At 67.7% G+C, this 12,795-nt stretch carries 15 protein-coding genes; 9 read left to right on the top strand and 6 right to left on the bottom strand.

The window, feature by feature from the left end:
* Positions 1–14: 14 nt before the first annotated feature.
* The gene (locus tag ACW11F_RS04745; RefSeq protein ID WP_456995714.1) at positions 15–431 is read left to right on the top strand and encodes a CopD family protein; all 417 of its coding nucleotides are present in this window, start codon (positions 15–17) and stop codon (positions 429–431) included.
* 9 nt (positions 432–440) lie between these two features.
* On the opposite strand, the gene ACW11F_RS04740 is transcribed toward ACW11F_RS04745, so the two are convergent.
* From ACW11F_RS04740 to ACW11F_RS04730, 3 genes are all read right to left on the bottom strand, one after another.
* A complete protein-coding gene (locus tag ACW11F_RS04740; RefSeq protein ID WP_456995713.1) occupies positions 441–1,643 on the bottom strand; it encodes a patatin-like phospholipase family protein in 1,203 nt (400 codons plus the stop codon).
* A gap of 46 nt (positions 1,644–1,689) precedes the next feature.
* Complete coding sequence (locus ACW11F_RS04735) at positions 1,690–2,481, bottom strand: 3-hydroxybutyrate dehydrogenase (RefSeq protein ID WP_456995712.1); 792 nt, start codon at positions 2,479–2,481, stop codon at positions 1,690–1,692.
* A 146-nt stretch (positions 2,482–2,627) separates the two neighbouring features.
* A complete protein-coding gene (locus ACW11F_RS04730; RefSeq protein WP_456995711.1) occupies positions 2,628–4,364 on the bottom strand; it encodes an alkaline phosphatase in 1,737 nt (578 codons plus the stop codon).
* A gap of 103 nt (positions 4,365–4,467) precedes the next feature.
* On the opposite strand from ACW11F_RS04730, the gene ACW11F_RS04725 reads away from it, so the two are divergent.
* The 4 genes from ACW11F_RS04725 to rnk all read left to right on the top strand — a co-directional run bounded on the left by ACW11F_RS04725 (position 4,468) and on the right by rnk (position 7,199).
* Positions 4,468–5,808, top strand: coding sequence for a dicarboxylate/amino acid:cation symporter (locus ACW11F_RS04725; RefSeq protein ID WP_456995709.1), 1,341 nt, complete (start codon positions 4,468–4,470; stop codon positions 5,806–5,808).
* A gap of 81 nt (positions 5,809–5,889) precedes the next feature.
* A complete protein-coding gene (locus ACW11F_RS04720; RefSeq protein WP_456995708.1) occupies positions 5,890–6,345 on the top strand; it encodes a ferritin-like domain-containing protein in 456 nt (151 codons plus the stop codon).
* A gap of 4 nt (positions 6,346–6,349) precedes the next feature.
* Positions 6,350–6,616: a DksA/TraR family C4-type zinc finger protein gene (locus ACW11F_RS04715; RefSeq protein WP_456995707.1), complete on the top strand. Its 267-nt coding sequence runs from the start codon at positions 6,350–6,352 to the stop codon at positions 6,614–6,616.
* Between the two features lie 178 nt (positions 6,617–6,794).
* Entirely contained in the window at positions 6,795–7,199 is a 405-nt protein-coding gene (gene rnk, locus ACW11F_RS04710) for a nucleoside diphosphate kinase regulator (protein ID WP_456995706.1), read from the top strand.
* A gap of 15 nt (positions 7,200–7,214) precedes the next feature.
* On the opposite strand, the gene ACW11F_RS04705 is transcribed toward rnk, so the two are convergent.
* From ACW11F_RS04705 to ACW11F_RS04695, 3 genes are all read right to left on the bottom strand, one after another.
* A complete protein-coding gene (locus ACW11F_RS04705; RefSeq protein WP_456995705.1) occupies positions 7,215–7,703 on the bottom strand; it encodes an NUDIX hydrolase in 489 nt (162 codons plus the stop codon).
* A 110-nt stretch (positions 7,704–7,813) separates the two neighbouring features.
* A complete protein-coding gene (locus ACW11F_RS04700; protein WP_456995704.1) occupies positions 7,814–8,473 on the bottom strand; it encodes a C40 family peptidase in 660 nt (219 codons plus the stop codon).
* Positions 8,474–8,644: 171 nt separating this feature from the next.
* On the bottom strand, positions 8,645–9,127 hold the full coding sequence (locus tag ACW11F_RS04695) for a C40 family peptidase (protein ID WP_456995884.1): 483 nt from the start codon (positions 9,125–9,127) through the stop codon (positions 8,645–8,647).
* A 138-nt stretch (positions 9,128–9,265) separates the two neighbouring features.
* On the opposite strand from ACW11F_RS04695, the gene ACW11F_RS04690 reads away from it, so the two are divergent.
* The 4 genes from ACW11F_RS04690 to ACW11F_RS04675 all read left to right on the top strand — a co-directional run bounded on the left by ACW11F_RS04690 (position 9,266) and on the right by ACW11F_RS04675 (position 12,788).
* Positions 9,266–9,745 carry an FKBP-type peptidyl-prolyl cis-trans isomerase gene (locus ACW11F_RS04690; RefSeq protein WP_456995703.1) on the top strand — a complete coding sequence of 160 codons (480 nt, stop codon included), beginning with the start codon at positions 9,266–9,268 and terminating at the stop codon, positions 9,743–9,745.
* 52 nt (positions 9,746–9,797) lie between these two features.
* Positions 9,798–11,054, top strand: a complete 1,257-nt coding sequence (locus ACW11F_RS04685; protein ID WP_456995702.1) for an NAD(P)/FAD-dependent oxidoreductase — start codon at positions 9,798–9,800, stop codon at positions 11,052–11,054.
* A gap of 128 nt (positions 11,055–11,182) precedes the next feature.
* The gene (gene gorA, locus ACW11F_RS04680; protein WP_456995701.1) at positions 11,183–12,532 is read left to right on the top strand and encodes a glutathione-disulfide reductase; all 1,350 of its coding nucleotides are present in this window, start codon (positions 11,183–11,185) and stop codon (positions 12,530–12,532) included.
* Between the two features lie 58 nt (positions 12,533–12,590).
* Positions 12,591–12,788, top strand: coding sequence for a YgaP family membrane protein (locus ACW11F_RS04675; protein WP_456995700.1), 198 nt, complete (start codon positions 12,591–12,593; stop codon positions 12,786–12,788).
* Positions 12,789–12,795: the final 7 nt, after the last annotated feature.

Here is a 12,795-nt window from a genome sequence, read left to right as displayed (position 1 = left end):
GATCGGAGTGCCCCATGTATCTGTGGTTGAAGACGTTTCACCTGGTGTTCGTGATCGCGTGGATGGCGGTGCTGTTCTACCTGCCGCGCATCCTGGTCAATCTTGCCGAGGCCGGTGACGAGCCGGCGGTGCGCGCGCGCCTGCTGCTGATGGGCCGGCGCCTGGCGCGTTTCGGCCAGGTCATGTTCGGCATCATGTTCCTGCTCGGTGCCTGGATGTGGCTGGGCTACGGCATCGGTGGTGGCTGGCTGCATGCCAAGCTGCTGCTGGTGACGCTGCTGTTCGTCTATGGCATCCTGATCGGACGTTGGTTGAAAGGTGCCGCGGACGGGCGTGCGCTGCCCTCGGCCACGGCGATGCGCTGGATCAACGAGCTGCCGCTGCTGGCGCTGGTGCCGATCGTCTGGCTGGTGCTGGCCAAGCCGTTCTGAGGCTGTCGCTCACGGCCGCCGCCGCGGCGTCTTCTGCTGCTTGCGGTGCACGTCATGCACCGCATAGCCGAGGTCGCGGTCGGGCAGGTCGAACCAGTGCGGATGGGCCAGCGTGCGGCGGGTGTCGTCCAGACCGCTTTGCCAGTGCGTGTTCATCGGGATCATGCCGAAGGCATAGTCCTTGAATTGCTGCTCGTGCGGCTGCGCCTGGTAGATCAGGTGGATGATGTTGACCACGCGATCGTCCAGCCACGGGCCGAGCGTGTCCTGCAATTCGTCCGGCAGGCGTTGCTCCGGCAGCAGTTCGATCAGCTCGTTGAGCGCGGTGCGCAGGCGCTGGGTGCGCGCCACGGTATCGGTGCCGTGGCGGGTGCGGCTGGAGAACTGGATGTCCTTGGCCCGTTCCAGCACATCCATCATGGTTCTGGGTGCGGCGCCGCGGGCGCTCCACAGGTCGACCTGGAAGGCGAGGGTGTCCTCGCGCGGCCACTCGTCGAGGATGTGCTCCAGCGGCGTGTTGGAGACGATGCCGCCATCCCAGTACAGGCGGCCCTCGATCTCCACCGGCGCGAACGCCGGCGGCAACGCGGCCGAGGCCATGATGTGCTCGGGGCCGATGCGCGTTTCGCGGCTGTCGAAATAACGGAAGTTGCCACTGGCCACATCGGTCACGCCGACGGTCAGGCGTGCCTCGCGGTCATCGTTGATGCGATCGAAGTCGACCAGACGCGCCAGCGTCGCCAGCAGTGGCGTGGTGTCGTAGAAGCTGGTCGCCTGCGCGCTGCCATCGCCGAACAGGAACGGCGAGAACGGCCACGGCTGGAAGAAGCCGCGCTGGCCCTGCCACAGCGCGGCCAGTGCGCTCATCGCCGCGGCCCAGGTTTCCAGCGCCGGGGACGCCGCCGGTGCCGCGACGATCGCGCTGCGCACCGCGGTGGCCGGCAACGAGGCGAGGCCGGCCGGCTCGCACACGGTTTCCCAGAACTCGCGCAGACGCTCCACCCGCCGTTCGGGCGGGTTGCCGGCGATGATCGCCGCATTGATCGCGCCGATCGAGATGCCGGCATACCAGTTGGGGCGAATGCCGGCTTCATTGAGCGCCTGGTACACCCCGCACTGGTAGGCACCGAGCGCGCCACCACCCTGCAGCACCAGCGCCACCGCCGGGTAGCGGGCGATGCGTTCGCGCAATGCGGCGCTGGCCTCAGCCATGCGTGGGCGGCCTCATGCTGCGGGCGGGGCGACCGTGGATTTCCACTCAGCGCATGTGCCAGCCGTGGCTGACGGTGAGGCTCTGCCCGGTCAGCGCATTGGTTTCGAACGCGGCGAGGAACAGCGCCACGTTGGCGACGTCATCCAGCGTGGTGAACTCATGGTCGACGGTGTTCTTCAGCATGATGGTCTTGATCACCTCGTCCTCGCTGATGCCGAACTCCTGCGCCTGCTCCGGGATCTGCTTCTCCACCAGCGGCGTGCGCACGAAACCCGGGCAGATCACGTTGGCGCGGATGCCGAGTGCGCCGCCTTCCTTGGCCACCGTGCGCGCCAGGCCGAGCAGGCCGTGCTTGGCGGTGACGTAGGGCGCCTTCAGCGGCGAGGCTTCCAGCGAATGCACGCTGCCCATGTAGATGATCGCGCCGGGACTGCCGCGCCGCTCCATGTCGCGCATCGCCTCGCGCGTGGTGAGGAAGGCGCCATCGCAATGGATCGCCAGCATCTTCTTCCAGTCGGCCAGCGAAAAATCGGTGATCTTGTTGATGATCTGGATGCCGGCATTGGACACCAGCACGTCGATCCGGCCGTAGCGTTCGATCGCCCTGGCGAAGCCGTCGCTCACCTGCGCTTCGTCGGTGACATCCATCGCCACCGCCAGCGCCTCGCCGCCGGCGCTGCGGATCGCCTCGGCGACCGCTTCAGCCGCATCCAGCTTGAGGTCGGCGATGACCACCTTGCCACCGGCCTCGGCATAGACCTCGGCGATGCGCTTGCCGATGCCGCTTGCCGCGCCGGTAACCAGGCAGACCTTGCCTTGCAGATCGATGTTCGTCATGGGGATGCTCCTGTCAGCGGGTGCGGGGCAGCCAATGCGGCCGCCGGATCATGCCCATCTTCGCAAACGCGCCCGTCGCCGCACATTGCCCGAAAGGACGGGGGCAGGCGATCGGCTGGATGCCGCTTCGCCTGTCAGGCTCGAATTCAGCGTTTGACGCCGTCGGCGAAGCGCGCCGGGTCCGGCAGTTCGGTCGGCACGCCGTTGGCGTCGCAGTAGCCCGCCTCGCACAGGCGGCGGCGCAGCGCCGGCTGCGCCTGCAGCATGAAATGGAAGATGGTGTTCTGCTCCACGCTGCCGCGCACCGCATGGCTGCCGCTGCCGTGCGCCCACAGGCCGACGTCATCGCCGCCGTGGGTTTCCGAGTTCAGCGGCAGGGTGGCTTCCTGCAGGTAGTCGGGGTGCTCGGTATCGACTTCGGTGAGGTCGGGGCGGCCCTTGCGCGCCTGCTCCCAGCCGCTGCTGATGCCGACCAGGCGCTTGGGGCCTTCCGCCTGGTCCTTGTTGCGTCCGGCATAGCCCGGTCCATTGGCATAACTCAGCGTGGTGTAGGGCAGGCCGGTGGCGTCACGCGCCAGCGACTTGCCGTCGCCGCCCTCGCCGCTGCCGCCACGCACCTTGCCGAGGATCGGGTTGCCGCGTGCGGGATAGCCGGCAAAGCTCATCACGTGGGCGTGGTCGGCGGTGACCAGGATCAGGGTATCGTCGGCGGAAGTCATTTCCATCGCCGCGTGCACCGCATCGGACATCGCGATGGTATCGGTCAGCGCGCGATAGGCATTGCCGGCATGGTGTGCATGATCGATGCGTCCGGCTTCCACCAGCAGCACGAAGCCCTGCGGATTGCGCGCCAGACGGGTGATCGCGGCACGGGTCATTTCCGCCAGCGAGGGCTCGCCCGCGGAATCGTCGGCGCGGTCATGCTCGTATTTCATGTGGCCGGGCTCGAACAGGCCGAGCAGCGGGGCGTCCTGCGGCGCCGCGGCCAGTTGCTCCGCGTTCCACACGTAGGCGCCGCCCGGATGCCGTGCCTGCCAGGTGGCGATCAGGTCGCGGCCATCCTTGCGCTTGCCGCGGCGGTCGGGGTATTCCGGATCGGCCTGGTCGGCGCGCATGAAGTTCTGCCGCCCGCCACCGAGCATCACGTCGGGGCCGTTGCCGTGGTTGCTTTCGATCATCTGCCGGGCGATGTCCTGGCAGCCGGCGGCACGCGCCGCCGCGGACAGATCGGCGTCGCTTTCCCAGTTGCGCTCGGCGGAGTGGGCAAACGTGGCACCGGGGGTGGCATGGGTGAGGCGGGTGGTGGTCACCACGCCGGTGGCAAGGCCGGCGTGCGCGGCCAGTTGCCACAGCGTCAGGCGCGGCGTGCCCAGCGCCGCCGCGCAGTCGCCGCGCGCGGCTTCCTGGCCGATCGAGAGCACGCCCATGCGGGTCTTCAGCCCGGTCGCCATCGCGCTCATGGTGCCGGCCGAGTCCGGGGTCTGCGCATCCACGTTGTAGGTGCGGCTGATCGCGGTGGCGGGGAAGTGCTCCCACGACAGCTTTTCCTCCTCCCCGGTGCGCCCGGCACGCTGCCCCTGCAGGATGCGAGCGGCGGCCACCGTGGGCAGGCTCATGCCATCGCCGACGAACAGGATCACGTTGCGTGCGCGCCCGGACATCGCGCCGCGCTCGGCGGCTTCGGCGGCACCGTGGCGGTACCACCAGGCGGCGGATTCGCCTTCCGGGCGCTTGATCGCCGGCACCTCGATGCGGATCGCCGCGGCATCGCCAGTCGCGGGCGGCATCGGCCGCGGTGCGGATTGGCTGGCGCAACCGGCCAGCAGGCTGGTGGTAAGGGCGGCGAGAAAGGCGAGGCGGGGCGTGGTGGCGGGAGCAGGCATGGCGGAACTCTGCGGCTGAACGGAATCCATCCGATTATGCGCTTTCGGGATGACAGCACGAATACTGGTATCGTCGGCGGTTTCAGATCGCGGAATGCGTTGCATGTTCCAGTGGTGGTTCGCAATCAAGTTCTGGAAGCGGGTCGCCGCCGGCTTCCTGCTCGGCGCACTGGCCGGTTGGCTGTTCGGTGAGCATGCCCAAACCTGGTTCGGCTGGATGGGCGACCTGTACGTCACCCTGATCAAGATGATCGCGGTGCCGCTGGTGTTCTTCGCCGTGATCAGCGCGGTGTCCGCGCTGTCCGGGCAGAAATCGATGGCGGCGCTGGGCGGGCGTACCTTCCTGTGGTTCGCCATCACCGCGGTACTGGCGGTGGCGGTGGGCCTGGGGACCGGGTTGATCCTGCAGCCGGGCCTGGGCATCGGGCGCCTGGCGGTGGATGCCAGTTACGTGCCGCGCGACGTGCCCAGCGTGATGCGTGTGCTGCTGGACGTGGTGCCGGCCAACGTGTTCCATGCGCTGACCGGCATCGGCACCTCGACCAATGCCGCCGGTGAAACCGTGCTGGTGGCTGGGCGTGGCTCGATCCTGCCGGTGATCTTCGTCGCCGGGTTGATCGGCTTTGCCATCGTCAAGCTGGGCGAGCGCGTGGCGCAGGCGCGGCAGCTGGCCGATCAGCTCAGCCAGATCTGGATCCAGATCACCCGCTACGTGCTGGAATTCACCCCGTTCGGCACCTTCGGCCTGATCGCCGCGCTGGTCGGCAGCTACGGCTTCGAGAAACTGCTGCCGCTGGGCAGCTTCGTGATTGCGCTGTATGTCGCCTGCGCATTCCACATCGCGGTGGTCTATACCGGGCTGTTGATTGCGCACGGGCTCAATCCGCTGAAGTTCTTCCGCGGCGCGGCGCCGGCGATGCAGGTCGCCTTCGCCACCTCCTCGAGCTTTGCCGCGATGCCGATCGCGCTGCGCTCGGCCACCCACAACCTGGGCGTCAATCGCGATTACGCCAGCTTCGCGGTGCCGCTGGGCGCCAGCATCAAGATGGATGGCTGCGGCGCGATCTACCCGGCGCTGGCGGCGGTGTTCATCAGCCAGTACATGGGCATCGACCTCAGCGTCAACCAGTATCTGGTCATCATGCTGGCCTCGGTGCTGGGCAGCTTCGGCACCGCCGGCGTGCCGGGCACCGCGGTGGTGATGGCCACCGTGGTGCTGACCGCGGCCGGCCTGCCGCTGGAAACCATCGGTTACCTGTACGCGATCGACCGCATCCTCGACATGATGCGCACCATGACCAACGTGACCGGCCAGATGCTGGTGCCGGTGCTGGTGGCCAGGCAGACCGGGATGCTCGACGAGGAGGTCTTCCAGGCGGCCTCGAGCAACGTTGGTCTCGCCGAGGGCGATGTCGCGGAACAGGAGGCACGGCAGGGCGAATGACCTGCGTCAGCGCCCGTTGACGCGGGTTTGGTTAAGCTTGAAAAACCGGTGCACGCGCCCGGAAGCATGCAAGGAGTCGTGATGGACAACATCGACAAGAAAGCGGTGATCGACACCCTCAACACCATCATGGAACTGGAATTGGCCGGGGTGGTGCGTTACACGCACTATTCGCTGATGGTGTACGGCTACAACCGCATCCCGATCGTGTCATGGATGAAGTCGAACGCCGACGAGTCGCTGGTTCATGCCAACAAGGCGGGCGAACTGGTGACCCTGCTCGGTGGACATCCTTCGCTCAAGATCGGCCCGCTGCTGGAAACCGAGCGCCATGACATCGGCGACATGCTGCGCGAAAGCCTCGCGCACGAGCAAAAGGCGCTGCAGGCGTATTACAACCTGCTCAAGCTGGTCGAAGGCAAGTCGGTGCTGCTCGAGGAGTACGCCCGGCAGATGATCGAGGACGAGGAGTTGCACGCCGACGAAGTCAACAAGATGCTGCGCCGCCCGGGCGACATCCAGCCGTACACGGAGTGAGCTGATGGCCACGGGTTGGGCTGGAGACGGCGCGGTCCAGGAACAGATCGACGCCACCGTCGAGGACGCCATCCGGCGCGCACGCAGCCGCCTGCCACGTGGAGAAAGCCTGCTGCATTGCGAGGAATGTGATGCGACAATTCCCGCTGCGCGCCGCCAGGCCATTCCCGGCGTGCGTCTGTGTGTTCCCTGTCAGGAAGCATGCGACGCCGAGGATGCCACCTGGGCCGGTTACAACCGGCGCGGCAGCAAGGATTCGCAATTGCGTTGAACCCCCTGCGACCCCATATCGGCGTTGAGCGCATGCGCAACGCCACGGGCCGCTGATTCGCCCCGCACCCATGCCGCCGATGCAGGCGCCAGGTGGCGGTATTCAATCCCGTTCCGGCAGCCCGCGTGGGCGCGTCGGGTATGCCCTTGTTAGCTGTCATGGACTCCAGGAGCCTTTCATGTCCGATTTGCCCGTATTGATCATGTCCCGCCCGGACTGGGACCGGCTGGATGCCCTGCTGGAGTCCAAGGCCGCGCGCAACCTGCCCGGTGCGCAGGCGCTGCGCATCGAGCTGGACCGTGCCGAAGTGGTGGAGCCGGCCGACGTGCCCGGCGACATCGTGACCATGAACAGCACCGCGCGCTTCATCGACGATGACAGCGGCGAAACCTACACCCTGACCCTGGTCTACCCCGATGGCGCGGGCAAGCCCGGCACGGTGTCGATCATGGCGCCGGTGGGCAGCGCGCTGCTTGGACTGAAGGTCGGCCAGCGCATCGAATGGCGTCTGCCCGGCGGCAAGATGACCCATCTGCGGGTGCTGGAAGTGACCGACCAGCCCGAGGCGCGCGGCGAGATCTGATCGCCGCGGCCGCGCTCACAGGCGGCTGAAGCGCCAGGACACCGGGCGTCCGTTGCGGTACGGCATCACGCCGTGGAACGCGCGCGGGTCGTCATCGAACACCAGCGGCAGGAAGTGGCGGTCACCTTCCCACATCGGCAGCTCGTGCAGGCGTTCCAGCGGCACCCACTCCAGCGTGCCTTCCGGGTTTTCCCGCAACGGCTCGCCGTCGAAGGCGCTGATCAGGAACACGAAGCCGAACCAGTCCTCGCCATTGCGACCGAAGCCGGGCCAGCTGATCGTGCCGCGCAGCGCCAGTTCGGTGCAGTCGATGCCGGCTTCCTCGCGGATCTCGCGGATCATTCCGGCGAGCACATCCTCGTCCGGCTCCAGCTTGCCGCCCAAGCCGTTGTACTTGCCGAGGTGCTCGTCGTCCGCGCGCGCGTTGCGGTGCACCAGCAGCACCTGGCGGCGGTCGGGCGAGAGGATGTAGCCGAGGGTGCCGATGATCGGGGTGTAAGGCATCGGCGCATTCTAGCCGGGCGCATGCGCGGTCACGAGCGTCGTTGCCGTTGCCGCAAAAAACGAAGGCCGCCCGAGGGCGGCCCCATTGCTGTCGCGTGGTGTCGTCGGCCTCAGATGCCGACCACCCGACGCGCCTGCATGAACTTGCCCGACCAGTAGCCGGTATCCATGCGCGAGACCATCACGTCCTTGCCGGTGCGCGGGGCATGCACGAAACGCCCGTCGCCGACATAGATGCCGACATGGTCGATGCGGCGACCGCTGCGGCTGAAGAACACCAGGTCGCCCTGGTTGAGTTCGTCGCGCGCGACGCGCTCGCCCTGGGTGGCCATGTCGCGCGAGACGCGTGGCAGATCCACGCCCAGCGCGGTGCGGAACACGTAACCGACCAGGCCGCTGCAGTCGAAGCCGGCGGTGGTGGTGCCGCCCCAGCGGTAGGGGGTGCCAAGCAGCGCCAGCGCGCCCTTGAGCAGCTTCTGCACGCGGCCGTCTTCCTGCACCGGTGACGCCAGCGGGGCATTGCCCGAAGGCGCCAGCAGCAGGTTCTGCGGCAGCGCGGAGGCGTCGAAGCCGGCCAGTACCGACTGGCTGCTGGCAGCGGCGGTAATCGTCTGCACATCCGTGCTGCGCACCGCCGGCAGGTCGCTGGCGGCGAAGGCCGGCGCGCTCACCAGGGCGCAGCCGAGGCCAAGCAGGGAAAGACGGAACGAGGAGGAAACGCGGTGTTGCGGAAAGGCACTGGAACGGCCGGAGCGAAGCTCGAACTTCATCACGCGGTCTTCATGCTTTTGAACCAGCGGTGAGTGTGCCCGTGAAGCCGCTGTGAAGTGTTCGAATATCGTTATTTATTCGTTAAAATCCGTGATGGATATCACGGAATCAAGCAGTGGGCTCACATCGGCCTCACAAAGCCGGCTGGGCGCGTCCGCGACGCACCGACGTCAGCCGCGGCTCAGCACGCGGCGTGCGCCGGCATAACGCGCCTGCCAATACGCGCCGTCCAGCCGCTCCAGGCGCACCGTGCCGCCGCTGCTCGGGGCATGCACGAAACGCCCGTCGCCGACGTAGATGCCGACATGGGTGACCACGCCGCGCTGTGCGAAGAACACCAGATCGCCACTGGCCAGGGCCGAGGCTTCGACCGCCGGTGCCGCGAGTGCGGCCAGTTCGCGCGAGGTGCGTGGCAGGCGCATGTCGAGCATGTCGCGGAACACGTAGTTCACCAGACCGCTGCAGTCGAAGCCGGTTTCCGGCGTGTTGCCGCCCCACAGATAGGGCGTGCCGACCAGGCTGATCGCACGCATCAGCACGTCGTTGGCTTGCATGGCACGATCGAAGGCGCTGACCGGGGCCGGTGCGGAACTGGCTTCGCTGGGTGCAGCCAGCAGCGGGGCAGGTGCCAGCATTGCCAGCGTTGCCAGCATGGACCAGCGGCGGCGTGGAACTGGCGCCAAGGCGTGGCGGGCCGGATAATGTGCGGGCATCGTGGATTCCCTCGTGACCGTTCGCCGCGAGTCTGAACCCATTTCCTTTGAATTTCAAGAGTTTATTGCGAGAACCTGATGAAGATTGAGAAAGACCGCGTGGTCCGCTTCCACTATTCCGTGGCCGAACAGGGCCAGGAGGCGCTGGAAAATTCCCGTGAAGGCGAGCCGCTGGCGGTGCTGATCGGCCACGGCAACATCATTCCCGGGCTGGAAAAGGCGATGGAAGGGCGCGAAGCGGGCGATCGCTTCGAGGTCGATGTCGCCGCCACCGATGCTTATGGCGAGCGCCGCGACGGCCTCAGCCAGCGCCTGCCGAAGAAGCACTTCAAGGGCGCCAAGCTGGAGCCGGGCATGCAGGTGGTGCTCAACACGCGCTTCGGCCCGCGTCCGGTCACCATCGAGAAGGTCGGCCTGACCACGGTGGACGTCGATCTCAACCATCCGATGGCCGGCAAGGATCTGCATTTCGACATCGAGATCGTCGAAGTGCGCGAGGCGGACAAGGAAGAGATCGAACACGGCCACGTCCACGGCGACGGCGGTCACGCACACTGAACCGGCCGCGCGCCGATTCCTTTTCCTCTGCAGCCACCAAGGGCATGCGCACATGAATCAGTCTTCGGATGTCCTCATCGTCGGTGCCGGTGGCATTGGCCTGGCCAGCGCGCTGGCACTGGTCGAGGCCGGGCGCCGGGTGCGCGTGATCGACGCCACCGGCGTGGGTGCCGGTGCTTCGCACGGCAATTGCGGCACCATCACGCCGAGCCACGCGCCGCCGCTGGCCGCGCCGGGCACCGTGCTCAAGGCGATGCGCTGGATGCTGACCCCCGACGCGCCGCTGTACGTGCATCCGCGCATGGACCTGCACCTGTGGCGTTGGCTGCTCGGTTTCGCGCTGCGTTGCAATGAACGGGACTGGCGACGCAGTGCGATCGCCAAGTCGGCCCTGCTCAACGATTCGCGCCTGCGCATCGAGGATTGGGTGCAGCGCTATGCCTTGCAATGCGAATTCGCGCGCAGCGGCGAGGATTACGTGTATCGCGACGAGGCCGAGTACCTGCACGGGCAGAAGGAAGTGCCGCTGCTGCGCGAGCTGGGCATCGACGTGCAACTGGTCGATGGCGAGGTCTATGTGCGCAATGACCCGGCGATGAAGCCGGGCCTGGTCGGCGCGATCTGTTTTTCCGGCGATGCGGTGTTCCGCCCCGGCTCCTACGTCGACGAGCTGGCACGTGCGGTGCGCGAGCGCGGTGGCGAGATCATCGAGGGCTGTGCGCTGGAAGCGCTGGAGGAAACCGGTACGGGGATCCGGGCACGCACCTCGCAGGGCGAGATGCAGGCCGGCCATCTGGTGCTGGCCACCGGGGCCTGGTCGGGCCTGATCGGCGAGCTGGTCGGTGCGCGCTGGCTGCGGCGCGTGATCCAGCCGGGCAAGGGCTATTCGATCACCTACGATGCGCCGCCGCTGGTGCCCAGGCGTCCGATGATCCTCGGCGGGCCCTCGGTATGCGTGACCGCCTGGGGCAGTGGCTTCCGCCTGGGCAGCACGATGGAGTTCTCCGGCTACGACAGCACGCTCAATCCGCGCCGTCTGGCGGCGCTGGAACGTGGCGCGGCGCAGTTCCTGCACCATCCGGTCGGTCCGGTGGTGCGCGAACGCTGGTTCGGCTGGCGGCCGATGGCGGTGGACGACGTGCCGCTGATCGGTCGCGTGCCGGGGCGCGAGCGCACTTGGCTTGCCACCGGCCACGGCATGATGGGCATGGGCATGAGCGCCGGCACCGGCCAGTTGCTGGCCGACCTCATCACCGGGCGTGCCAGCGACGTCGATCCGGCCCCGTTCTCGCCGTCGCGCTTTGCCTGAAAAACTCCCTCGATCTAGTTCGCGGGTGCTCGGGTCAACATCGGGTGAGCGGTGCACGCCGGCTTGGCGTGCATGATGGCCGAGGGCGCAGCAGCGCCTACGCCCTCGTTCAACCTTTGGAATCGAGCATGCAGGACTTCGACCTGATCGTCATCGGCGGTGGCAGTGGCGGCCTTGCCGGCGCGTTCCGCGCCGCGCAGCACGGCGCCAGAGTGGCCTTGCTCGAACCGGACGAGTTCGGCGGCACCTGCGTCAATCGTGGCTGCGTGCCGAAGAAGGTGATGTGGCTGGCGGCCGAGCTCGGCGGGCACTTGAGCTCCGCACGCGGGCTCGGTTTCGAACTGCCCGCGCAGCCCGCGCTTGATTGGCAGCAGCTGCTGCTGCGGCGCAGTGCCTACATCGCCAACATCCATGCGGCCTATCAGCGCCGGCTGCAGGAGGCCGGCATCGCGGTGTTCCCGCAGCGTGGCCGCCTGACCGCGACGCCGGGCGAGGTGCGCGCAGGCGATCTGCTCTGGCGCGCGCCGCACATCCTTGTCGCCACCGGTGGCCATGCGCTGCGCCCGGCCATCCCCGGTGCGGAACTGGCCGGCGTGTCGGACGATTTCTTCGCCCTGCAGCAGGCCCCGGAAAGCGTCGCCCTGGTCGGTGGCGGCTACATCGGCGTGGAGCTGGCCAGCGTGCTGCAGGCCTTGGGCAGCCGGGTCGAGCTGTTCGTGCGCGGGCCGCGCCTGCTGGCCGCATTCGATGCCGAGATCAGCGAAAAGCTGGCCGAATCCATGCGCCAGCGTGGCATCGGCGTGCATCTGGATACCGACGTGGCGGCGCTGGAACAGGTCGCGCAGGGCATCCGCGTCGTGGCCGGTGAGGCGGGCGAGGCGCATGGCCCGTTCGCGCAGGTGCTGTTCGCCACCGGGCGCGGGCCGAACACCGATGGCCTGGGGCTGGAGGAAGCCGGCATCCGCTGCAACGCGCAGGGGCAGGTGGTGGTCGACAAATGGCAGGCGACTTCGCGCGAAGACGTGTTCGCGGTCGGCGACGTGACTCCGCAACCGGCATTGACCCCGGTCGCGATCGCCGCTGCGCGGCGGCTGATGGATCGGCTGTATGGCGGCGATGACGAGGCCTGTCTGGATACCGGCGGCACACCCACGGTGGTGTTCGCGCATCCGCCGCTGGCCAAGCTGGGCATGACCGAGGCGGAAGCGCGCGAGGCGCATGGCGATGCGGTCAGCGTGCACCGCGCCGAGTTCAGGCCGATGCTGGAAGCATTGAGCGATGGCTGCCAGCGCAGCCTGTTCAAGCTGGTGTGCACGGGCGCGGATGAAAAGGTGGTCGGCCTGCACCTGATCGGCGCGGCCAGCGACGAGATCCTGCAGGGCTTCGCGGTCGCGATGCGCCTGGGCATGACCCGGCGCGACCTGTCGCGCACGCTGGCGATCCATCCGACCAGTGCCGAGGAAGTGGTGCTGATTTGACGCGCCGTGCCGCGCGGCGCATGGTGGGGGTGTCATCCTTCACCGTCGAGGTCGCGCCATGCAAGCCAACGTGGGTTCCACCGACCGCATCGTGCGCATCGTGCTGGGCATCATCCTGGTCGCGCTGTTCTTCTACCTCGCGCCACCGTGGAAATACGTCGCGCTCGTGGTCGGCCTGGTGGCGATCGCCACCGCACTGATGCGCTTCTGCGGGCTGTACCGCCTGCTCGGGATCAATACCAGCCGCCCGGGCTGATCGAGGC

The sequence above is a fragment of the Luteimonas sp. e5 genome, assembly GCF_054031035.1.
The sequence above is the reverse complement of the archived record's forward strand: the minus strand, read 5'-3'. Positions and strand labels throughout refer to the sequence as shown.